This is a genomic window from Stenotrophomonas sp. YJH_SMC_138 (assembly GCF_059369855.1).
Map to the genome: position 1 here is coordinate 406,770 of NZ_JCAFTB010000003.1, position 21,950 is coordinate 428,719.

General features: G+C 67.8%; 20 protein-coding genes and 1 pseudogene. 5 read left to right on the top strand and 16 right to left on the bottom strand.

All coding sequences use genetic code 11. The features are described from left to right. Nucleotides 1-3: 3 nt before the first annotated feature. From AC5P7I_RS09940 to AC5P7I_RS09960, 5 genes and pseudogenes are all read right to left on the bottom strand, one after another. Nucleotides 4-1,335 (bottom strand): annotated as a pseudogene (locus AC5P7I_RS09940) (peptidylprolyl isomerase); the annotation flags it as partial. Further along, nucleotides 1,332-3,839 carry an LPS-assembly protein LptD gene (gene lptD / locus AC5P7I_RS09945; RefSeq protein ID WP_168708230.1) on the bottom strand — a complete coding sequence of 836 codons (2,508 nt, stop codon included), beginning with the start codon at nucleotides 3,837-3,839 and terminating at the stop codon, nucleotides 1,332-1,334. The gene lptD and the pseudogene AC5P7I_RS09940, both read right to left, overlap by 4 nt. An 89-nt stretch (nucleotides 3,840-3,928) precedes the next feature. Beyond that, a complete protein-coding gene (locus tag AC5P7I_RS09950) occupies nucleotides 3,929-4,867 on the bottom strand; it encodes a histone deacetylase family protein (RefSeq protein ID WP_014645990.1) in 939 nt (312 codons plus the stop codon). Nucleotides 4,868-4,876: 9 nt separating this feature from the next. Continuing rightward, nucleotides 4,877-5,431 carry a cob(I)yrinic acid a,c-diamide adenosyltransferase gene (locus tag AC5P7I_RS09955; RefSeq protein WP_014645991.1) on the bottom strand — a complete coding sequence of 185 codons (555 nt, stop codon included), beginning with the start codon at nucleotides 5,429-5,431 and terminating at the stop codon, nucleotides 4,877-4,879. A gap of 8 nt (nucleotides 5,432-5,439) precedes the next feature. After that, nucleotides 5,440-6,024 carry a hypothetical protein gene (locus tag AC5P7I_RS09960; protein WP_014036042.1) on the bottom strand — a complete coding sequence of 195 codons (585 nt, stop codon included), beginning with the start codon at nucleotides 6,022-6,024 and terminating at the stop codon, nucleotides 5,440-5,442. A gap of 109 nt (nucleotides 6,025-6,133) precedes the next feature. On the opposite strand from AC5P7I_RS09960, the gene ubiH reads away from it, so the two are divergent. Both ubiH and AC5P7I_RS09970 read left to right on the top strand, forming a co-directional pair. Next, nucleotides 6,134-7,342, top strand: coding sequence for a 2-octaprenyl-6-methoxyphenyl hydroxylase (gene ubiH / locus AC5P7I_RS09965; protein ID WP_014645993.1), 1,209 nt, complete (start codon nucleotides 6,134-6,136; stop codon nucleotides 7,340-7,342). After that, nucleotides 7,339-8,520, top strand: coding sequence for a UbiH/UbiF family hydroxylase (locus AC5P7I_RS09970; protein WP_197557516.1), 1,182 nt, complete (start codon nucleotides 7,339-7,341; stop codon nucleotides 8,518-8,520). Before ubiH ends, AC5P7I_RS09970 begins: the two co-directional genes overlap by 4 nt. Before the next feature lie 68 nt (nucleotides 8,521-8,588). Here the strand turns inward: AC5P7I_RS09970 and AC5P7I_RS09975 are convergent, their stop codons facing one another. From AC5P7I_RS09975 to AC5P7I_RS10000, 6 genes are all read right to left on the bottom strand, one after another. Continuing rightward, complete coding sequence (locus AC5P7I_RS09975) at nucleotides 8,589-8,987, bottom strand: EF-hand domain-containing protein (protein WP_014645995.1); 399 nt, start codon at nucleotides 8,985-8,987, stop codon at nucleotides 8,589-8,591. Between the two features lie 64 nt (nucleotides 8,988-9,051). Further along, nucleotides 9,052-10,119 (bottom strand): 23S rRNA (cytidine(2498)-2'-O)-methyltransferase RlmM, encoded by a 1,068-nt coding sequence (gene rlmM / locus AC5P7I_RS09980; RefSeq protein WP_075077069.1) that lies wholly within the window; start codon nucleotides 10,117-10,119, stop codon nucleotides 9,052-9,054. After that, nucleotides 10,103-10,663: a nucleoside deaminase gene (locus AC5P7I_RS09985; RefSeq protein ID WP_004154307.1), complete on the bottom strand. Its 561-nt coding sequence runs from the start codon at nucleotides 10,661-10,663 to the stop codon at nucleotides 10,103-10,105. Before AC5P7I_RS09985 ends, rlmM begins: the two co-directional genes overlap by 17 nt. A 96-nt stretch (nucleotides 10,664-10,759) precedes the next feature. After that, a complete protein-coding gene (locus tag AC5P7I_RS09990) occupies nucleotides 10,760-11,482 on the bottom strand; it encodes a DUF6348 family protein (RefSeq protein ID WP_262087876.1) in 723 nt (240 codons plus the stop codon). 48 nt (nucleotides 11,483-11,530) lie between these two features. Further along, complete coding sequence (locus AC5P7I_RS09995) at nucleotides 11,531-12,184, bottom strand: hypothetical protein (RefSeq protein WP_262087875.1); 654 nt, start codon at nucleotides 12,182-12,184, stop codon at nucleotides 11,531-11,533. 43 nt (nucleotides 12,185-12,227) lie between these two features. After that, nucleotides 12,228-13,976 (bottom strand): glutamine--tRNA ligase/YqeY domain fusion protein, encoded by a 1,749-nt coding sequence (locus tag AC5P7I_RS10000; RefSeq protein ID WP_014645999.1) that lies wholly within the window; start codon nucleotides 13,974-13,976, stop codon nucleotides 12,228-12,230. Between the two features lie 190 nt (nucleotides 13,977-14,166). Here AC5P7I_RS10000 and AC5P7I_RS10005 point away from each other — a divergent pair, with 190 nt between their 5' ends. Both AC5P7I_RS10005 and msrA read left to right on the top strand, forming a co-directional pair. Next, nucleotides 14,167-14,430, top strand: coding sequence for a putative signal transducing protein (locus tag AC5P7I_RS10005; protein ID WP_014646000.1), 264 nt, complete (start codon nucleotides 14,167-14,169; stop codon nucleotides 14,428-14,430). Nucleotides 14,431-14,460: 30 nt separating this feature from the next. Further along, a complete protein-coding gene (msrA, locus tag AC5P7I_RS10010; protein ID WP_032956996.1) occupies nucleotides 14,461-15,126 on the top strand; it encodes a peptide-methionine (S)-S-oxide reductase MsrA in 666 nt (221 codons plus the stop codon). Nucleotides 15,127-15,788: 662 nt separating this feature from the next. On the opposite strand, the gene AC5P7I_RS10015 is transcribed toward msrA, so the two are convergent. The 5 genes from AC5P7I_RS10015 to ahpC all read right to left on the bottom strand — a co-directional run bounded on the left by AC5P7I_RS10015 (nucleotide 15,789) and on the right by ahpC (nucleotide 20,752). After that, complete coding sequence (locus AC5P7I_RS10015; RefSeq protein WP_262087874.1) at nucleotides 15,789-16,745, bottom strand: transaldolase; 957 nt, start codon at nucleotides 16,743-16,745, stop codon at nucleotides 15,789-15,791. A gap of 50 nt (nucleotides 16,746-16,795) precedes the next feature. Further along, nucleotides 16,796-17,200 carry a nucleoside diphosphate kinase regulator gene (gene rnk, locus AC5P7I_RS10020; protein WP_014036052.1) on the bottom strand — a complete coding sequence of 135 codons (405 nt, stop codon included), beginning with the start codon at nucleotides 17,198-17,200 and terminating at the stop codon, nucleotides 16,796-16,798. A 123-nt stretch (nucleotides 17,201-17,323) separates the two neighbouring features. Beyond that, entirely contained in the window at nucleotides 17,324-18,286 is a 963-nt protein-coding gene (locus tag AC5P7I_RS10025; RefSeq protein ID WP_014646003.1) for a LysR substrate-binding domain-containing protein, read from the bottom strand. An 85-nt stretch (nucleotides 18,287-18,371) separates the two neighbouring features. Then, nucleotides 18,372-19,964 carry an alkyl hydroperoxide reductase subunit F gene (gene ahpF / locus AC5P7I_RS10030; RefSeq protein ID WP_014646004.1) on the bottom strand — a complete coding sequence of 531 codons (1,593 nt, stop codon included), beginning with the start codon at nucleotides 19,962-19,964 and terminating at the stop codon, nucleotides 18,372-18,374. Between the two features lie 224 nt (nucleotides 19,965-20,188). Next, nucleotides 20,189-20,752: an alkyl hydroperoxide reductase subunit C gene (gene ahpC, locus AC5P7I_RS10035; protein WP_005408159.1), complete on the bottom strand. Its 564-nt coding sequence runs from the start codon at nucleotides 20,750-20,752 to the stop codon at nucleotides 20,189-20,191. A 322-nt stretch (nucleotides 20,753-21,074) separates the two neighbouring features. Between ahpC and prmC the strand changes: the two genes are divergently transcribed. Continuing rightward, nucleotides 21,075-21,932: a peptide chain release factor N(5)-glutamine methyltransferase gene (gene prmC, locus AC5P7I_RS10040; RefSeq protein WP_262087873.1), complete on the top strand. Its 858-nt coding sequence runs from the start codon at nucleotides 21,075-21,077 to the stop codon at nucleotides 21,930-21,932. Nucleotides 21,933-21,950: the final 18 nt, after the last annotated feature.

The window sequence follows — 21,950 nt, forward strand, 5'->3', positions numbered from 1 at the left end:
CGGGGTGGCGGTGTTTTCCGCGCGGTCGCCGCTGCGGAAGCTGACGTAGGCTTCGCCACGCAGTTCCTGCAGGAAGCGGTTGTACTCGTCTTCCAGCTTGCGGCGGCCGATGGTCTCGCGGACCTGGGCACGCTGGTTGTCGGTGGTCACGTCGGTCTGGCGGGTCGCCACGCGCTGCACGATGTGCCAACCGGCATCGGTACGGAACGGCTGGCTGACGCCACCGTCCTGGAGGCCTTCCACCTGCTGGCCGAAGGCCGGACCGAACGCGTCGGCCGGGAACCAGCCCAGGTCACCGCCCTGGCCCTTGCTGTTGTTGTCCTCGGAGGATTCCTTGGCAACGGTCTGGAACTCGGCACCACCGGCGATGCGGGCACGCAGGGTGTCGATCTTGGCCTTGGCGGCGGCGTCGGTCTGGTGGTCGTCCACGCGCACCAGGATGTGGCGGCCGTGGAATTCGGTGACCGTATGCTCACCGGCGGCGGCGGAGCTGGCGTCACGCACTTCCACCAGCTTCAGCAGCTGGAAGCCGCTCGGGCCACGGATCGGGCCGACCACTTCGCCGGGCTTCATCTTTTCCATCATCTGGGCAAAGGCCTGCGGGATTTCATCCAGGCTGCGCCAGCCCAGGTCGCCGCCTTCCAGTGCATTCGGGCTATCCGAATAGCGCACGGCCGCTGCGTTGAAGTCCAGCTCGCCCTTGTCCAGCAGGGTCTTCACACCATCGGCCTTCTTCTGGCCGGTGGCGATCTGGTCAGCGTTGGCGCCGTCGGGCAGGGCGATCAGGATGTGCGCCAGGTGGTACTGGTTGCCCACCGTGGCCTGCTGCTTCAGCGCGGCGTCGACTTCACCCTCGCTGACGCTGATGCGGCTCTGCGCGAAGCTCTGGCGCAGGCGCTGCACGGTGATCTCATCACGCACCGAAGCGCGGAAATCGTTGAAGTCGATGCCGTCATGGGCCAGGCGCTGGCGCAGGGCGTCCAGGTTGGACCCATTCTGCTGGGCGATGGAGTTCATCGCCTGGTTCAGCTCCTGGTCGCTGACCCGGATGCCGCTGCCCTGGGCGCGGGCCACCTGCAGCTTGACCAGCACCAGGCGCTCGAGCACCTGGCGGCTGAGCACGTCTTCCGGCGGCAGCTGGTTTTCGCGGCCGGCGTACTGCGCCTTGATGTTGGCGATCGCACGCTGGAGCTCGCTCTGCAGGATCACGTCCTCATCGACGACGGCGGCGATGCGGTCAAGCGGCTGCGCCTCCTGGGCAAGCACCTGCAGGGGGGCGGACACGCTGGACACCGCCAGCAGCGAGGCGAGAAGAACGGGGAAGCGCTTGGTCATGGGATCAGGTTCGGATCGTAGTCATCCCGGGTCGCCCCGGTGTTGCTCGGCGGCACGAGATAGAGGTCGTCGCGGTTGTAGCCGAGGATAGCACGGCGCAGGGTACGGTCCGTGTCCTGGCCCAGGGAGCTCAGGCCCTTGAGCACGAACTCCAGCTGGATGGCGTTGTTCATCTCGCCTTCGCGGTTGCGGACGTAGCGGCGGGCGACCGCACGCACGGCCAGGCAGCAGCTGTCCCACTGGACGCCGGCGATGATCTCCAGCGGTTCCTTGTCCTGCAGCGAGTAGTAGTAGCGGCCGACCAGGCTCCAGCGCGCATTCAGCGGGTACAGGAACGACAGGTCGGCCTGTTCCAGCAGCGTGCGGTCATGCTTGTTGGCGGTGGCCGGGGCGCCGGAGTTGATGCGGTAACGGTAGCTGAGGTTGATCACGCCATCGTTGGGCATCAGGTAGCGGGCGCGGACGCTGGCCAGATCCTCGCGCTTGTACTTGGGGTCCCACTGGTAGGTGGCACCCAGGGTCCAACGGTCGTTGATCATGTAGTTGCCGTCAGCGATCCACGCCGACTTGCCCTTCTCCACCGGCGCGCCACCCGGGGTAACGGTCACCCGCGATTCGTCGAAGTACTGGATCTGGCCGATGGAGGCCGAGAAGCGTTCCTTGCCGGTGGTCTGGTCGATGAAGCGGGTGCTCAGTGCCATGGTCAGCTGGTTGGCGTCGTTCTGGCGATCGGCGCCGGTATAGCGAGAATCGCGGAACAGCTGGCCCCAGCTGAAGGTGAAGTCGCGGGTGTCGAAGATCGGCAGCTCGTCCTGATCGCGGTAGGGCGTGCGCAGGTAGAACAGGCGCGGTTCCAGGGTCTGCAGGAAGGACTTGCCACCGATGCGGGTCTCGCGATCGAAGAACAGGCCGGCGTCGATGCTGCCGATCGGCAGGCTGCGGCTGGGCGAGGTGTTGCCGCGCAGCTGTTCCGGTGTGGCGGTGTTCGGGTCGATGCCCTGCGAACGCAGGATCTGGCCGCGGATGCCGTTCACGCCATCAACCAGGCCACGGTCCAGCTGGTAACCGGTATAGCGGTAGGCCAGGGTCGGCGTGACATACCAGGCCGCGCCGCTGATCGGGAACGACACGTAGGGTTTGACATCCAGCCGCGAGCCGCCGCTGACACCGATGCCGTCGGTCTGACGGCTGCCGTTGCGGGTGTACTGTAGGTCGGGTCCCGCATCAGCGCCGTACTTGAAGTTGATGTCGTCGTGGGTGAAACGCACGGCTTCGGCGTAGATGCCGGTTTCCAGCCACGGCAGGACCGGCTTGTCCCAGTTGAAATACAGGCGCGGCTGGCGGTTGTAGGCCAGCGCACCCTCGTTGAGGGTGTAGTCGGTCAGCTGCCAGCGGTCGGCCATGATGCCGGCCGTCCAGTTCCTGCCAGTGCCGTACAGGCCGATGGTGCTCTGCAGGTTCGACGCGGTGACCCCCACCAGGCGGTTGGCGAAGTCTTCCACATAGCGTTCGTCGCTGACCCAGGCCAGGTTGGCGCGGGCCTGCCAGTGGTCGTCGAGGTTGTGGTAGCCGCCGAACATCACCCGGCCGCGGTCGCGGTCGCGCAGTTTGTCGTTGGGCATGAACGCGGTCAGCAGTTCGCCGCGGCCGCCGTTGTAGAGGTAGCGGAATTCGTTGTCGAGCATCAGGCCGCGCCGGCTCATGTAGCGCGGGGTCAACGTGTCGTCGTAGTTCGGCGCCAGGTTGAAGTAGATCGGCTGTGCGTAATCGAAACCGTTGCGGCCGGACATGCCCAGCTGCGGGAACAGCAGGCCGGTCTTGCGGCGGTCGTCGATCGGGAACTTGAAGTACGGCGCCCACAGCACCGGCACCTTGCCGATGCGAAGCACGGCGTTGCGGGCGGTACCGAAGCCTTCGTCGTTGTCCACTTCGATCTGCGGCGCCGACAGCTTCCACACCGGCTGCGACGGGTCGCAGGTGGTGTAGGTGGAGCGGTGCATCTGGCCGACCGCGCCCTGCAGGTCGACCGATTCGGCATCGCCGTTGCCGCGGCGCGACACCAGCTGGTACTTGATGTCGGTGATCTTGTGGGTGTCGCTTTCCTGGTTGCCCTCGGCGCGCTTGGCGACCATGCGGATCGAGGAGTCCTGGTAGCGGACATTGCCGTCGGCGATGTAGTTGCCGGTCTCGGTATCGAAGCTGAGCTTGTCGGTGCCGACGAACTGGTCGCCACGGCGCAGGGCCACGTTGCCTTCGTACTGCGGCACGGTGGTGGTGCCCAGCAGCTGGTCACCCTCGATGTCGGTCGGCTGCTGCTCGCGCGCGGCGCTGGCGGCGGCCTTGTCCTGCCCCGGGACCGGGACCGGGACAGGGGCATCGGTGAACGCGGGAATCACGTCGGTAGCCGGGCACAGGCCCCAGTTGAGCGGCTTTTCATCGGCCATTGCCGGCAGGCAGATGGCGATGCTCAGAGGCAGGGGAAGCAGGCGGAGGGCTCGGCGCACGCGGTTCGGATTCGGGCGAAAACGGACGGTAGCTTGCCCCATCCCTTGCATAGGGGCAATGAAGGGCGTCGGATCCTGCCGGTTCGGGTTCATCCGGAGACGCTGCCCGGTGGGGGGGGCAGCAGGGCCCGGACATGGGCCACGCTGCACTCGGCAAGGGCCTGCAGGTCATAGCCGCCTTCCAGCATCGAGACCACCCGGCCGGCCGCATGGCGGCGCGCCAGCGCATGCAGTTCGCGGGTGATCCAGGCGAAATCGTCGGTTTCCAGCATCAGGTCGGCCTGCGGATCGCGCAGGTGGGCATCGAAGCCGGCCGAAATCAGCAGCAGCTGCGGCCGGAAGTCGTCGATGGCCGGCAGCATCTCGTCGGCCCACACATTGCGGAAGCGGAAACCGCCGCTGCCGGGGGGCAGCAGGATGTTCATCAGGTTGCCGGCACCGCGGTCGCGGCGCAGGCCGGAGTTGGGGAACAGCCCGGCCTGGTGGGTGCTGTAGTACGAGACCCGGGCGTCGTGCTGGAAGATGTCCTGGGTGCCGTTGCCATGGTGGACATCGAAATCGACCACCGCGATGCGCTCCAGGCCATGACGGTCACGGGCGTAGGCGGCGGCGATGGCGATGTTGTTGAGCAGGCAGAAGCCCATCGCAGTGCTGCTGGTGGCGTGGTGGCCCGGTGGCCGCACCGCGCAGAACGCCAGCGGGTCCTCGCCCAGCATCACCGCATCTACCGCCGCCACGCCGGCGCCGGCGGCATGCACGGCGGCACTGGCCGAGCCGGGCGAGGTCCAGGTGTCCATGTCCAGCTGTCGCAGCGGCGCGGTCTGCGGCTGCAGCACGAAGTCGAGCAGGGCGCTGTCGTGGACCCGGGTCAGTTCGCCGAACTTGGCCGGCGGCGCCTCGCGCCAGTCCAGCTGGCCGGGGAAGGCGGCGTGCAGGGCATCGAGCACATGCTGCAGGCGTTGCGGGCACTCCGGATGGCCAGGGCCGGGGTCATGCAGCAGGCAGGACGGATGGGTGAAGACCAGCATCGTGCCGACTCAGCGCTGGCGCTGCTGTGGCTGCCACAGCGCTTCGCCATGGCCATCGGCACGGGCCAGCACCCGGGCCAGCACGAACAACAGGTCCGACAGCCGGTTGAGGTACTGCAGCGCCTCGCTGCGCACGGCGTCGTGGCGGGCCAGGGTGACCGTCTCGCGCTCGGCCCGGCGGACGATGGTGCGCGCCAGGTGGCAGCGTGCGGCGGCCTCGCCACCGGCTGGCAGGATGAATTCCTTCAACATCGGCAGGCTGGCGTTGTAGTGGTCCAGCTGCTGTTCCAGTGCCGACACATCGGCGGCGTGGATCGCGGCGTGGCCGGGGATGCACAGTTCGGCGCCCAGGTCGAACAGCTGGTGCTGCAGATGCACCACCAGCGCGCGCACGTCGTCGGGCAGCGCCGTGGCCAGCAGCAGGCCGAGTGCGGCATTGGCTTCGTCGACAGTGCCGTAGGACGCCACGCGGGCATCATCCTTGGCCACGCGCTGGCCGTCGCCAAGGCCGGTACTGCCGTCGTCGCCGGTGCGGGTATAGATGCGCGAGAGGCGATGACCCATGGCGCGGCTCAGTGCCGGATGTCGCGGCGGGCCTGCTGGAGCTTCAGCACCTGCTCCACGGCCAGCTGCAGGGCGGCGCCGAGCGCCACGTAGATGGCGGTGGTGCGCAGGTACGGCCCGAACCACTGCGCGTAGTTCTGTGCCCAGCCGGCCAGCGTCGGCTCGGCCACGTTGCGGCTGGTCCAGTAGAAGCCGCCCTGCGCGAGCAGGTGACAGACCGCCACCGAGGCCACCAGCAGCAGCGCGCCCTTGGCCAGTACCGGCCAGCGTGCCCCCTGGTAGTTGCGGCCCAGCAGCATGCCGCCGGCCCACAGCGAGAAATACGCCGGCAGCAGCAGCCAGTAACCCGGCGACACGCAGTAGTGCTGCCAGAAATCCAGGCCGCTGCTGCGGATCACGATCCAGTCCACCAGCACCGCGAACACCATCAGCAGCGGGAATGCCCAGCGGGTCCAGCCAGCCAGGTAGAAGCCGCCGATGAAGAACACCGCCCAGGAGGCATCCGGGATCGCCGCGAAGTGGTTGACCCGGGTCGCCGCCAGCAACAGCACGAGTACGGACAGGACGAAGGCACGGTTGGCGGTGGCGGACATGGCAGCGGGCCCGGAGCGGATTCAGGTTTCATTCTAGCCCGCCGCGCCGGTTGGCGCAGGTCGGGGGCTGTTGGGTGTTCGGGCGGGGCGAGCGCGTATCATGAACACCATGAGTGAACGACATGACGTGCTGATCGTCGGTGGCGGCCTGGTCGGTGCCAGCCTGGCCATTGCCCTGGACCGGTTGGGCCGCGACGTGGGCCTGCTCGAAGCCAGCCCGGCCGGCGAGCTGCCGGCGGTGTTCGACCAGCGCAACCTCAGTTTCGCCGCGGCGACCGTCAACGCGCTGACCGCGTTGGGGGTCATGCAGAAGCTGGCGATGGCGCCGGGCCCGATCCGCCGCATCCATGTCAGCCGCGCCGGCGATTTCGGCCGCGTGCAGCTGGAGGCTTCCGACTACGACCGGCCGTGGTTCGGCCAGGTGGTTGTCGCGCGTGACTTCGGCCAGGCGCTGGAAGCGCGCCTGCAGGAGCTGCCGCAGCTGCGGCGCTACCGGCCGATGCGGTTCCTGGGCCTGGGCGAGGTGGTCGACGGCTACCGCCAGGTGCGGGTGGCCGACGAGACCGGCGAGCGCGTACTGCTGGCACGGCTGGTGGTCGGTGCCGATGGCACGACCAGCGGTGTGCGTGGCGCGCTGGGCATCGAGGTCGACCGGCATGATTTCCAGCAGACCCTGTTCGTGGCCCGCGTGCGCAGCCAGCGCGCGCCGGATGGCACGGCCTGGGAGCGCTTCACCGATACCGGCCCGACCGCCCTGCTGCCGCGCGGCGACCGCCACTTCGGCACCGTGCACGGCGTGGCGCGGGACCAGGCCGATGCGGTGATGGCGCTGGACGATGCGGCCTGGCTGCAGCGCCTGCAGGATGCGATCGGCTGGCGTGCCGGTCGGCTGCTCGAATCCGGCCCGCGCAGCGCTTACCCGCTCATCCAGGTGCTGGCGCGCGCATTGGCCGGTGAACGCACGGTGCTGCTGGGCAATGCCGCGCAGACCATCCATCCGCTGGGTGCGCAAGGCTTCAACCTGGGCCTGCGCGATGCGCTGACCCTGGCCGAACTGCTGGAGGATGCGCACGAGGATGCCGGCAGCGATGTGCTGCTGCAGGCCTATGTTGCGCGCCGCCAGGAAGACCGACGGCAGACGGTGGCGTTCTCGGGTGGCCTGGCACGGCTGACCAGCAATCCTGCACCGCTGATGCGGCCGCTGCGCAGCCTCGGCCTGGTGGCCGCGCAACGCGCCTCGGTGCAGTCGATGCTGGTCGGTGGCGCGATGGGCTTCCGTGGCGAAGTGCCGCGGCTGTGCCGTGGAGAAGCCGCATGAGCCGGCGCATGCGCCTGGACGTGGCCATCGTCGGAGGTGGCGTGGTCGGCGCTGCCTGTGCGCTGGCGTTGGCCGATGCTGGCCTGTCAGTTGCGCTGGTGGAAGGTCGTGAACCGGCACCGTGGCAGGCCGCACAGCCGGACCTGCGCGTGTTCGCCTTCGCTGCCGACAACGTTCAGCTGCTGAACCGCCTCGGTGTGTGGCCAGCGATCGCGCAGGCCCGTGCCTGGCCCTACCGGCGCATGCAGGTGTGGGACGCGGCCGGTGGCGAGGATCTGCTGTTCGACGCCGATCGCTTCGGTCGGCGCGAGCTGGGCTACATCGTCGAGAACGGCCTGCTGCAGGATCGCCTGTGGTCGGCACTGCCGGCGGCGGGCGTGCAGCTGCACTGCCCGGCACGGGTTGACGCGCTGGAGCAGGACGAGGAGGGCGTGCGCCTGCGCCTGGATGACGGGCGTCGCCTGGAAGCGGCGTTGGCCGTGGCCGCCGACGGCGCCGAATCGACCCTGCGCCAACTGGCCGGGATCGAGGTTGAAAAGCATGACTACCACCAGCGTGGCGTGGTGGCCTACGTGGACAGCGATCTTCCCAACCAGGCCACCGCCTGGCAGCGTTTCCTGCCGGGCGGGCCGCTGGCGCTGCTGCCGGTGGCCGAGCGCCGCAGCTCGATCGTCTGGACCCTGCCCGAGGACGAGGCGGCACGTGTGCTGGCCTTGGACGAGGACGCCTTCAACCGGGAACTGACCCGCGCCTTCGCGGCACGGCTGGGTGAGCTGCGACTGGCGTCACCGCGAGCGGCCTTCCCGCTGCGTCGCCAACTGGCCCGTCACTACGTGGCCGGCCGAGTACTGGCATTGGGTGATGCCGCGCATGTGGTGCATCCGCTGGCCGGGCAGGGCGTGAACCTGGGCCTGCGCGATGTCGCCGCCCTGCAGCAGTGGCTGGCGCCGTCGGCCGAGCGCCGTGGCCAGCCGCGGCTGTCGCCGCAGCGCCTGCAGCGCTGGGCACGCGAACGGCGCAGCGACAACCAGATCGCCGCCTACAGCTTCGATGCGATCAACCGCCTGTTCTCCAACGACGAGATGCACTTGACCCTGGCCCGTGGCCGCGCGCTGGGCTGTGTCGGCAAATGGCCGCCGCTGGTACAGGCGTTCTGGAAGCGCGCCGCCGGCGTCTGAAGCAAAAAGGGGACGGAGGGGATTAAGTCGTTTGTGCACATACGACTTAATCCCCTCCGTCCCCTTTTTCAATCCACCAGCCAGCCGGCCAGGTCGGTGCGGTCCAGCTTGCCGCGGTGCCTGCGGTCCAGCGAATTGAATTCGTCGGCCAGCGCCGGATTGGCCTGTGCTTCCTCGCGGCTGATGAAACCGTCGCCGTTCACATCCAGCGCGGCGAAATGGACGCGGTACTGGCCGACCACGCTGCTCGGTTCCAGCGAACGCACGGTCACCTGCGCCTCGCCGGCCGGCTGCGGAATCTCGACGCTGCCGCTGACCCGGCCCGCATCCAGCGGTTGCTGGCGGATCGCGCCGCCGGTGGGGCCCAGCGGCTGGCTCTGCGCCGGCGTGGACGGGCCGTGCTGGGCGATGGCCGGTACCGAGGCCAGCAGGATGGTCAACAGCAGGGCAGCACGCGGAAGGTTCATGACAGGCTCCTTGCCAGAGGGTACCGGGAGCGTACTCCCGGCAACCTGTGCCGCCGATGACGGATCAGCGCAGTGGCGAAGCCAGCACGGTGATCTCTTCACGATCGTGATAGAGCTGCTTGGCGCGGACCACCAGCGGCTTGCCGGCCTGGTCCTGGAACAGGTCCAGGCACAGCCGGGTTTCGTCCCAGCGCTTCTTCATCGGCAGTTTCAGATTGAAGATCGCATGCCGGCACCAGCCCTCGCGGAACCAGGTGGCCATGCGTTCGGCCACGCGGCGCGGCTGCTCGACCATGTCGCAGACCATCCAGTCCAGCGGCTGTTCCGGGTGCCAGTGGAAGCCATCGGCGCGCAGGTGCTCGACCAGGCCGGTGTCCAGCACGTGCTGGCGCAACGGGCCGTTGTCGATGCTCAGCACGTACATGTGCTGGCGCGTCAGCACCCAGGTCCAGCCGCCGGGGGCGGCGCCCAGGTCGGCCGCACGCATGCCGGGCTTGGCCAGTGCTTCGCGTTCTTCCGGCGTCAGCAGGGTCAGCAGTGCTTCGTCCAGCTTCAGTGCCGAACGCGAAGGCGCCTCGGGCAGCAGCTTCAGGCGCGGGATGCCCAGTGCCCACGGCGCGCTGTCGGCCGGGTCGGCCACGCAGACGAAGGCATGGGTGCCGTCGACGAACACCACGTGCAGGCGCGGCAGGCGGTTGTTCGGCTTATCAGTGAGCTTGCCGGCCTTGCGCAGCGCCGGGCGCAGTGCATTGCCGAAGGCACGGGCCAGACCGGACAGTGGCTTGCCGGCGTCCGAATCGGGGTGTTCCACCCACAGGTCGCCGAAGCGGGGCGCATCGGCCAGCACTTCCAGCATCGGGGTGATCCGGTCCGCCGGGTCCAGCTGCGGCAGTTCGGCCAGCACCACCAGCTTCTGCCGCGCGAAGATCAGCTCGCGCCAGCGCAGGCGCGGCGCCAGCGCGGCGGCTTCGTCGCACATGAAAAGCACGTAGCCGTCATTGCGCTGGGTGCGCGCATAGCCGGCGAAACCGGCTTCACCGGCGCGGAACTGCAACTCGCCGGCCAGCTCGGGCTCGAAGCCCTGCCGGCACAGGCACAGCAGGCCGATGCCGGTTTCAGTAACGGGCGCCATCGCTTTCCCCATAGGCTCGCAGCACGCTGCGCGCGGCGTCGCGGTTCAGGCCTTGCACCACTTCGATGCCGCGCTTGTTGAGTTCACCCACCCAGTCGGCCGGCAGCGGGCCTTCATCGAACGGGGTCAGTTCCTCGACGTCGGCCGAGTTGGCACCGATCAGCAGGCGGTCGATGCCGGCCCACACGGTGGCGCCGTAGCACTGGCAGCACGGCTGCGAGCTGGTGGCCAGGGTGACCGGCGACAGCACCGCGTTCAGGCGCGGGGTCTGCAGGCGCTGCTGGGCCAGCATGTAGGCCATGTTCTCGGCGTGCGCCAGCGAGGTCGCGTGCGGCATCACCCGGTTCACGCCGGCGGCGATGACCTTGTCATCCGGGCCGAACACCACCGCACCGAACGGGCCGCCACTGGCGTGCTCGACGTTCAGCCGCGACAGCTCGATCGCCAGCGCGACCTTGGCCTCATCGCCCGGATATCGACGATCCAGGTCGATCTGGTCGTGGATCCAGGCGGGAAGGGTCAGGTGGACTTGCGCGTACAGCATCGCGGGGGTGCCTCGTGTGGGATGGGAAAAGTGCGGTTGCTTGGGAAACCGGCGCGCAGTGTAGCCGCACCGGCCTGTACCGGGTGTGGGCGTGGCTCAGCCCGGCGAGCCGGTGCGGATCACCACGTACTGCTTGCGGAATTCCAGCCCGGCCTGCGGCCAACTGGCAGCATAGGCGCGCAGCAGGGGCAGGGCGGCGGCGAAGTCGTGGCCGTTGACCCGGCAATCGGCCTCGCACAGGCCGTCGGCATCGCGCGAGGCGAACAGGCGGATGGCCAGGAATTGGCGGGCTTTCAGCAGCTCGTCGAAGGCCTCCATGCTGCGGGTGAACAGGCAGCAGGGGCAGGAGCCATGATCGTCTTCGCTGCAGGTGGAGGCATCCACGTCCTGTGCACGGTAGTGCGCCAACGGCCCCAGCACCACGGTGCGCTGATGTTCCTCACCCTCGTCGCCGACCGGATAGGTCAGGCCCATCATCGGCAGGCCCTGTGCGTCTTGGGCGCCGATCGCGGTCTGCAGGGTCACCAGGTCCACCCGGGCCCAGGCCTGGAAGCCGGACAACAGCGATGCCTGCTCATCGGCACCATTTGCGTGCTGGTACTCGAACAGGCCATCGGCGAACAACTGCGGATGCTGGCTTTCAATGACGGTGGAGGTCTGCCAGCCGCCGTTGTCACGCGCTTGCGCGGCCATTGCATGCGGGGTCAGGCGCAGGCCGCTGTCGAGCAGCAGCGCGTTGCCGTCGATGCGGCTGGCGGTGCCGGTGTCCTGCAGGGCCTGCTGCAGCAGCGGGAGGAGGGCGGTGGCGCTCGTGGTCATGTCAGGCCTGTGGATGGATGGGGCGGAACATCCAGGCAGGGCCTGGGGCTAGCGGTCGAGTGCGTCGAGCTCGGCGCGATATCGCTGCGCGTCGGGCTGCTGCTGCGGGTCGCTGCCGTGGTCGCGCAGCCAGCTTTCCAGTTCGCGGCGATAGTCGGCGCGGAACTCGGCATTGCCCGGGCTGAAGTGCAGCTTGCGCGCCGCCACTTCCACCCGCGCGCGCGCGCTGGCCCGGGCCTGGGCGATGCCGTGCGGTGACTCGTTGGTGAGGATGACGAAGTTGCGTGGGAAGCCCGGCGTGTACTTGACCACGAACGGCTGGTCGCGCGCCGGGATACGGATGGCGTTTTCCAGCGGCCACAGCGAAGCGGTGTTGGTGTGGAACACCACGTCCACGTCGCGGCCCTCGGCGGTACGCAGCACCCCTTCGTAGCGCCAGATGTACTGCTCGTTGAGCGTGGAGCTGGTTCGCTCGGTCTTGACGATCACCGCTTCACCACGCTCGCCCACCACGTTGAGGAAGGCGGCGTTGAGGAAGTGGCCGAGGAACATGTTGAGCATCGCCAGCGGGAACACCACGATGGCGTAGCCCGGAAAGCGCCGCCACCACGAGACCAGCCCGGCCAGCACCATTGCTGCAAAGAACGTCAGCAGCGGATGCTGCGAGATGAACCAGAGCAGGACGGAAAGGGCGGTGATCATCGTCGCGGTCCTGCGGGCGCCATCCAGGCGCCCGCGCAGGCCCTCAGGCCGACCAGGTATCGCGCAGGGTCACGCTGCGGTTGAATACCGGCGTGGCTGCGGTATGGTCGCGGCGGTCGGCCACGAAGTAGCCGGTACGCTCGAACTGGAACGACTGCTCCGGCGCGGCGCTGGCCGCGGCCGGCTCGACATAGCCGGTGACAGTGCGGCGCGATTCCGGGTTGAGGTAATCGCGGTAGGTCTTGCCTTCCGATTCGTCGTCCGGGTTCGGCACCGAGAACAGGCGGTCGTACAGGCGGATCTCGGCCGGTACGCCGTGCACGGCGCTGACCCAGTGGATGGTGCCCTTGACCTTGCGGTTGGCGCCTTCCATGCCCGGACGCGATTCCGGATCCAGCCAGCCACGCAGCTCGGTGATGGTGCCGTCGGCATCCTTGATCACTTCGTCGCAGCGGATGATGCCGGCGCCGCGCAGGCGCACTTCGCCCCCCGGGACCAGGCGCTTCCAGCCCTTCGGCGGCACTTCGGCGAAGTCCTCGCGGTCGATCCACACTTCGCGTGCGAACGGTACTTCGCGGCTGCCAAAGCTTTCGTCCTTCGGGTGGTTGCTGAAGGTCAGCTGCTCTTCGTGGCCTTCCGGCAGGTTGGTCAGCACCAGCTTGACCGGATCGACCACTGCCATGCGGCGCGGTGCGGCACTGTCCAGGTCCTCGCGCAGCGCGCCTTCCAGCACGCTGAAGTCGATCAGCGAATTCTGCTTGCTGATGCCTACGCGCTCGGCGAACAGGCGCATCGCGGCCGGGGTGTAACCACGGCGACGCAGGCCCTGCAGGGTCGGCATGCGCGGGTCTTCCCAGCCGTCGACCAGCTGTTCGGTGACCAGCGCCATCAGCTTGCGCTTGCTCATCACCGTGTAGTTGATGTTCAGGCGCGAGAACTCGATCTGGCGCGGCTTGGCCGCTTCGCGCGGCAGGCCGGCATCGACCAGCGGCTGGGTCAGTGCGTCGTCATGGGCGAAATCGACGTTGTCCACGCACCAGTCGTACAGCGGGCGGTGGTCTTCGAATTCCAGCGTGCACAACGAGTGGGTGATGCCTTCGATCGAATCACCCAGCGCGTGGGCGAAGTCGTACATCGGGTAGATCGGCCACGCATTGCCGGTGTTCTGGTGCTCGACGTGCTTGATGCGGTACAGCGCCGGATCGCGCAGGTTGATGTTGCCGCTGGCCATGTCGATCTTCGCGCGCAGGGTGCGCGCGCCATCCGGGAATTCACCGGCGCGCATGCGGCGGAACAGGTCGAGGTTTTCCTCGACGCTGCGGTCGCGCCATGGCGACGGGCGGCCCGGCTCGGTCAGGGTGCCGCGGTAGGCGCGCACTTCCTCGGCCGACAGGTCGCAGACGTAGGCCTTGCCCTGTTCGATCAGCTTCTCGGCGGCCAGGTAATAGGCCTGAAAATAGTCCGAGGCGTGGCGCAGCTCGTTCCACTCGAAGCCCAGCCAGCGCACGTCGTCCTGGATCGCGGCCACGTATTCCGGATCTTCCTTGGCCGGGTTGGTGTCGTCGAAGCGCAGGTTGCAGACGCCGCTGAACTCGCCGGCGATGCCGAAGTTCAGGCAGATCGACTTGGCGTGGCCGATGTGCAGGTAGCCGTTCGGCTCCGGCGGGAAGCGGGTCTTGATCGCCTGGTGCTTTCCGCTGGCCAGGTCCTCGCGCACGATCTGGCGGATGAAATCGCGCTTTTCGTGGCTGTCGGCGGGGGTCTCGGGGCTGGCGGGGGTGTGCTCGGACATGAGTCGGCGAAAAGAAAGGCAGAAAGACCAACAGTCTAGCGCGTACGGGGCAGGGCTGCCCGGTGGGGTGTGGGGATGCCGGCCCCGCCCTCTGGTAGTGCCGGCCGTTGGCCGGCAACTCTCCGATCCCGCCCCCGGCACCATTCAGCCCCCGGGCGTATGCTGGAGCCCTGCCCCGAGGAGCCGCCGCATGCACATCGTGTACAAGGCCGACAACCTGTTCGACGCCCATCTGGTCAAGCACGCGCTGGAAAACGCCGGCATCCCCGCCTTCGTGTTCGGCGAGCAGCTGCTGGGGGGCATGGGCGAGCTGCCGTTGTTCGGTGTGTTGCGGGTCGGCATCCCCGACGCGGCGCGGCCGCAGGCGGAGGCCATCATCGCGGCGCTGGACTTGGGCCAGGCCGCCGCCGACCCCATTTCCGATGCAGACGATATGGCCGGACTGCCGGCGTAGGAGCGCATCATGTTGGGAATTGGCCAGGGCATCCTCGGCATCGGGGCCTTCAAGCAGCGCCTGCCGCGCCCGGAAGAGGCACTGCCGGGGCGCGAGCAGCCATTGCCGCTGCACAGCAACCAGCACTTCGTGAACAGCCATCCGCTGAAGGACCGCTTCGCCGGCCTGCAGCAGATCCGCTTCGCGCTGGGCTGTTTCTGGGGCGCCGAGCGCAAGTTCTGGACCGAGCCGGGCGTGTACAGCACCTCGGTCGGCTACGCCGGCGGCATCACCCCGAACCCGACCTATGAAGAAGTGTGCTCGGGCCTGACCGGGCACACCGAAGTGGTGCAGGTGGTGTTCGACCCGGCGGTGGTGAGCCTGGAACGGCTGCTGCAGCTGTTCTGGGAAAGCCACGACCCGACCCAGGGCATGCGTCAGGGCAACGACACCGGCACCCAGTACCGTTCGGCGATCCACGCCACCGACGAGGCACAGTACGCTGCCGCGCTGGCCAGCCGCGAGGCCTACCAGGCCCAGCTGGATGCGGCCGGCTACGGCCCGATCACCACCGAGATCGTGTACCCGGCACCGGCGTACTACTACGCCGAGGACTATCACCAGCAGTACCTGGCGAAGAATCCGAACGGCTACTGCGGCATCGGCGGCACCGGCGTGAGCTGCCCGATCGGGTTGGATGTGGAGGCGCCGCGCTGACGCGCGGTGGTCCGCCTGCGGCGGGCAACGTCAACGGCTGAAAGCCAAAGCCAAAGCCAAAGCCAAAGCGGCTCTGGGTTGCTGCTTGTTGGGTGGGGCGGTGTGGGTTGGCAGGACACGCCGTGAACCCGTCCCTGGGGGCTCGATGGCGCCTTGCTCGTGTGCGCTGTCCTGCGCACACGGCAAGACCGGGGTTGGGCGTCCTGCCCAACCCGCCCGAGGCATGCCTCGGGCCCATGGCGCCAACGGTCCTGCCAACCCACACCGCCCCACCCCCGACAGTTTCCCGGTGACGGTGGGAAAGAGCATTGGGTTACTGACGAACTGATGGAAAACAAAAAGGACGCGGCGTTCGCCGCGTCCTTTTTATTTGGTTCTGCATTGCCCTTGTAGAGCCGAGCCATGCTCGGCTCCGAGCAAGCGAAGCGCGCGACCCGCTGTTGCTCTTCTTTCTTTCTTCCGTGGCGGGTGGCCACCGGAAACTGTCAGAGGGCGGGCGGGTTGGGTTCGCGGGAGTGTCCGCCGCATGGATGCGGCGGCCAAGCCTCCAGGGATGGATTCACGGCGTCTCCCGCGAACCCAACCCGCCCGACCCAGCGCGGCTTTTTGCTCTTCGCGACCGACCGACCTGCCACGAGGGGCTCAGCCGTTGGCCGGAATCCTCACAGTGCCGCGCAGATCCGCTCGCGCAGCGCTTCCAGATCCTTGGCAAACGCATCGATACCGGTCGCCAGCTTCTCGGTGGCCATCGGATCGGCCGCCAGGTCTGCTGCGAACGTCGCCGCATCGATCGGGGGCACCGCCGCGCCATCGGCGGCACCGGCCACCAGCTTGCGCGGCAGCGCGCCGTGGTCGGCGTCCAGCTTCTCCAGCAGGTCCGGCGAAATGGTCAGGCGGTCGCAGCCGGCCAGCGCTTCGATCTGTGCGGTCGAACGGAACGAGGCGCCCATCACCACCGTCTTCGAACCGCGGCGCTTGAATTCGGCATAGACGCCGCGCACGAACTTCACGCCCGGGTCTTCGTCGATGCTGGCCGGGGTCTGGCCGTTGGCCACGTACCAGTCCAGGATGCGGCCGACGAACGGGGAGATCAGGAACGCGCCGGCCTCGCTGCAGGCCAGCGCCTGGGTCGGGTTGAAGATCAGGGTCAGGTTGCAGTCGATGCCTTCGGCCTGCAGGATGCGCGCGGCTTCCACGCCTTCCCAGGTCGCGGCGATCTTGATCAGGATCTTCTCGCGCGGCACGCCGGCATCGGCGTACATCTGGATGAACTGGCGGGCCTTGGCCACGGTGGCGGCGGTGTCGTGGGCCTGGTCGGCGTCCACTTCGGTGGACACGCGGCCCGGCACCAGCGTGCTCAGCAGCGCGCCGACGCCGATGGTCAGGCGGTCGGCCACGGCGTGCACCACGGCTTCGCGGTCGCCGGCCTGCTGGCGGCCCCAGGCCAGTTCGCGTTCGATCAGTTCGGCGTAGACCGGCAGGTCCAGCGCCTTCTTCACCAGGGTCGGGTTGGTGGTGCAGTCCACCGGCTGCAGGCGCTTGATCGCCTCGTAGTCACCGGTATCGGCAACGACCACGGACAGTTCGCGCAGCTGGGACAGTTTGGACGGGGTACTCATTACGGCTCCTGGTGCAAGGGGATCGAATCGCGCGCGGTGCGCAGCGGTAATCAGGGGCGGTCGTTGTGGACCGCGGTCACGCGCAGGCGCAGCTTGCGGCCGCCGGGCGCGTTCCAGTCGATGCTCTGGCCGATGGCCAGGCCGAGCAGGGCACTGCCGACCGGGGCCAGCACGGAGACCTTGCCTTCATCGACATTGGCTTCGCGGGGGAAGACCAGGGTCAGGACGTGCTTTTCGCCCGACACTTCATCTTCGCACTCCACGCGCGAATGCATCATGACGATGCCTTCGGGAATCTGGTCCGGTGCCAGCACGGTGGCCCGGTTGAGTTCTTCAGCAAGCGCGAGCGCGGCAGGCGTCTGGCTCAGCGCAGGGGATTCGAGCATGGCGTCCAGGCGGTCCATGTCGAAGGTAGAAACGGTGATCGACGGCGGCAGGCCGCTGGCGGTGTTCATGGTGAAGCTCCTTGGTTGAAAGCCATGCAAAAGGCGGCACCTGCTGGCGCCGCCTGTCTGTATTGTGGGGACAAATGCGGCCGGAATCGACTCCTGCCGATTCCGGGCCGGTGCTGCGGGGGCTCAGCCGTTCAGCGCGGGGCCGGGCAGGGCCGGTGCATCGCTGCCGGCATCGAGCGCCTCCAGCGTGAACAGTGCCTGCGGCAGGCGCTTGAACTGGTCGGCCAGCTCCATCAGGAAGTCGTTCATGGCCGAGCTGCGGCGCCAGATCATGGCGATGCGGCGGCTGGGACGGCCTTCGCCGGTGAAATCGAGCAGGCGGATGTTGTTCGAGCGCGGCACCGGCGGCTGCACCGACAGGCTCGGCAGCAGGGTGATGCCGACGTCGGCGGCGACCATCTGCCGCAGGGTTTCCAGGCTGGTGGCGCGGAATTCGGACTTCTCGTTGGCGCCGAACAGTCGGCAGACTTCCAGCGCCTGGTCGCGCAGGCAATGCCCGTCTTCCAGCAGCAGCAGCTTCTGCGTGGCCAGTTCCTGCACGTCCAGGTGTTCGCGACGGGCCAGCGGGTGGCGCCCGGACACGGCCAGCAGGAACGGTTCCTCGAACAGGAATTCGGCATGCAGCTGGTCGTCGATCACCGGCAGGGCCAGCAGTGCGGCGTCGAGCTTGCCTTCGCGCAGGCGGTCCAGCAGCACGTCGCTCTTTTCCTCGACCAGCAGCAGTTCCAGCTCCGGGAAGCGCTCGCGGATGCGCGGGATCACATGCGGCAGCAGGTACGGGCCGAGGGTCGGGAAGATGCCCAGGCGCACCGTGCCGGCTTCCGGATCGCGGCTGCGTCGCGCCGCCTCCTTCAGCTGTTCCACTTCGGACACGATCACCCGCGCCCGTGCCGCCGCTTCCTGGCCGGCCGGGGTCAGCATCACCTTGCGCGGTGCGCGTTCCACCAGCGGCAGGCCCAGCTCTTCTTCCAGCTTGCGGATCTGCGTCGACAGCGTGGGCTGGCTGACGAAGCAGGAGGCGGCAGCCCGGCCGAAATGCTTGTGGTCGGCCAGGGCTACCAGGTACTTCAGATCACGTAGGTTCATCCTTACACCCCAGGGGTAACGGACCGGCTGACGGCGTGGTTACCCGACAGGCAGACAATGTTCCCGGTGATCTGGGAACGGTGGATCAGGCTGCTTCAGCAACGGCACCGCTGCTGTTGCTCACCGACGAGCGGATCAGGTGGTCGAACGCACTCAGTGCGGCGGTCGAGCCGGCGCCCATGGCAATGATGATCTGCTTGTAGGGCACCGTCGTGCAATCGCCAGCGGCGAACACGCCCGGCAGGTTGGTCTGGCCGCGGTCGTCGATGACGATCTCGCCGCGCGGCGACAGCGCCACCACATCCTTCAGCCACTCGGTGTTGGGCAGCAGGCCGATCTGCACGAAGATGCCTTCCAGCTCGACGCGGTGGGCATCGCCGCCGACGCGGTCCTTGTAGACCAGGCCGGTGACGCGGCTGCCGTCGCCCAGCACTTCAGTGGTCTGCGCGCTGGTCAGCACGGTCACGTTGCCCAGGCTGCGCAGCTTCTTCTGCAGCACTTCATCGGCGCGCAGGCTGGAATCGAACTCCAGCAGGGTTACATGCGACACGATGCCGGCCAGGTCGATGGCCGCTTCCACGCCGGAGTTGCCGCCGCCGATCACCGCCACGCGCTTGCCCTTGAACAGCGGGCCATCGCAGTGCGGGCAGTACGCCACGCCCTTGTTGCGGTACTGGTCTTCGCCCGGCACGTTCATCTGCCGCCAGCGCGCGCCGGTGGACAGGATCACCGAACGCGACTTCAGTACCGCGCCGTTTTCCAGCTGCACCTGCACCAGGCCGTCTTCGCCGGCCGGCACCAGCGCACTGGCGCGCTGCAGGTTCATGATGTCCACCTCGTACTCGCGCACGTGCTGCTCCAGCGCCGTGGCCAGCTTGGGGCCCTCGGTCTCCTTCACCGAAATGAAGTTCTCGATCGCCATGGTGTCCAGCACCTGGCCACCGAAACGCTCGGCGGCGATGCCGGTACGGATGCCCTTGCGTGCGGCGTAGATCGCCGCTGCAGCGCCGGCCGGGCCACCGCCCACCACCAGCACGTCGAAGGCGTCCTTGGCGGCGATCTTCTCGGCATCGCGCTTGCCGGCGTTGGTGTCCAGCTTGGCCACGATCTGCTCGAGGGTCATGCGGCCCTGGTCGAAGATTTCACCGTTGAGGTACACGGTCGGCACCGACATGATCTCGCGCTTCTCGACTTCGTCCTGGAACAGGGCGCCATCGATGGCCACGTGCTGGATGCGCGGGTTGAGCACCGCGGCCAGGTTCAGCGCCTGCACCACGTCCGGGCAGTTCTGGCAGGACAGCGAGAAGTAGGTCTCGAACCGGTAGTCGCCTTCCAGGTTCTGCACCTGCTCGATCAGCTCGGCGGTGGCCTTGGACGGGTGCCCGCCGACCTGCAGCAGCGCCAGCACCAGCGAGGTGAACTCGTGGCCCATCGGCAGGCCGGCGAAGGTCAGGTGGATGTCCTGGCCCGGGGTGCCCAGGTCGAAGGACGGCACGCGGCCCTGCCCATCGCGCAGCACCTGCAGCGAGATCTTGTCCGACAGGCTGTCCAGGGTCTGCAGCAGTTCCAGCATTTCCTGCGACTTGGCGCCGTCGTCGGCGTGCGCGGTGATCTGGATCGGGCGGGTCACGCGCTCCAGATAGGTCTTCAGCTGCGACTGCAGGTTGGCGTCCAACATCGGTCTTCTCCTGGCTTCAGGCAAACAGAGGGCGTGGCACCGCTGTACAAGGTAGCGGACCAGCTGGGGGTAGGGGTGAACCCAAGACAGCGACCGTGGAAGGGGCTGGCTGGCCAAGGCGGGCGAGCGTTGGCTGTCTTGGGTTCACCCCCACGCCGGCGGGGGGACCGGCACGGGGATGAAGGGCGCGCCGCGGCGTGGGGCCACGGCAGGCCGGTACTGCCTTAGATCTTGCCGACCAGGTCCAGCGACGGGGTCAGGGTCTTCTCGCCTTCCTTCCACTTGGCCGGGCACACCTGGTTCGGGTTGGCGGCGGTGAACTGGGCAGCCTTCAGCTTGCGCAGGGTCTCGGACACGTCACGGGCGATCTCGTTGGAGTGGATCTCCAGGGTCTTGATCACGCCTTCCGGATTGATGATGAAGGTGCCGCGCAGGGCCAGGCCTTCTTCCGGAATGTGCACGCCGAAAGCGTTGGTCAGCTGGTGGGTCGGGTCGCCGACCAGCGGGAACTGGGCCTTGCCGACGGCCGGCGAGGTCTCGTGCCACACCTTGTGCGAGAAGTGGGTATCGGTGGTGACGATGTAGACCTCGGCGCCGGCCTTCTTGAACTCGGCGTAGTGGTCAGCTGCGTCCTCGATCTCGGTCGGGCAGTTGAAGGTGAAGGCGGCCGGCATGAAGATCAGGACGGACCACTGGCCCTTCAGGCTGGCGTCGGAAACCTTGATGAACTCGCCGTTGTGGTAAGCGTTGGCTTCGAACGGCTGGATCTGGGTGTTGATGAGGGACATCATTTTTCCTCTTGGTGAAGGGGAGTGGGTGAATCGACAGGAGCTAGGTTACCCATTCGCTGGCGATAAGAACAATGCATTGATTGCATCTATTTGATAGATGGAGTCTATCAAAATGCACTGAGCAGGCACTGAACCCGGCCGCTTTCATCCTGCAACTGACTGTGTGACAAGGAAAATCCCGCCGGACCGCTGCCTGGGGCCGATAGCCCCTCCTTATCCCGTCCGGCGGAACCTGAACGGATTCCGATTTTGTAGAGCCGAGCCCATGCTCGGCTGTTCCAGAAGCAGCCGAGCGTGGGCTCGGCTCTACAATTGCGGAATGCCTTTCCAAACCGAACCCACCCTGCGCCAGATCGTGGCCGAGGCCAGTGCCCGCTTGGGCGGCGTCGAAGCCCGCCACGAGGCGGAGCTGCTGCTGCTGCACGTGCTGGACCGCCCGCGCAGCTGGCTGTTCGCGCACGCCACCGATCCGCTGCCGTCCGCCGATCAGGCCGCCTTCGAGGCGTTGTTGGCCCGCCGCGTGGCCGGCGAGCCGGTGGCCTACCTGACCGGCCGCCGCGGATTCTGGACGTTGGATCTGGAGGTCGATCCGGCCACGCTGATCCCGCGCCCGGAGACCGAACTGCTGGTCGAGCTGGCGCTGGAACGCCTGCCGCAGGACCGTGCGCTGCGGCTGGCTGACCTGGGCACCGGCAGCGGCGCGATCGCCTTGGCGCTGGCCAGCGAGCGGCCACAGGCACAGGTGCTGGCCACCGATGCCAGCCCGGGTGCGCTGGCCGTGGCCGTGCGCAATGCTGCGCGCCATGAACTGCGCAACGTCCGCTTCGCCGAGGGCGGGCACGATTGGTACGCGCCGTTGCAGGGCATGCGCTTCGACCTGATTGCGAGCAATCCGCCGTACATCGCCAGCGACGACCCGCACCTGCAACAGGGCGACCTGCGCTTCGAACCGGCCTCCGCGCTGGCGTCCGGTGTGGACGGCCTGGATGACATCCGCCGCATCATCGACGGCGGCCAGGCGCATCTGCTGCCCGGTGGCTGGTTGCTGATCGAGCACGGATGGGACCAGGGCGCGGCGATCCGCGCGCTGTTCGACGCCGCCGGTTTTGCCGAGGTGCAGACCGTGCAGGACCTGGAGCAGCGCGACCGGATCACCCTGGGCCGGCGACCGGCCTAGAATGGGGGTTCTCCTGCC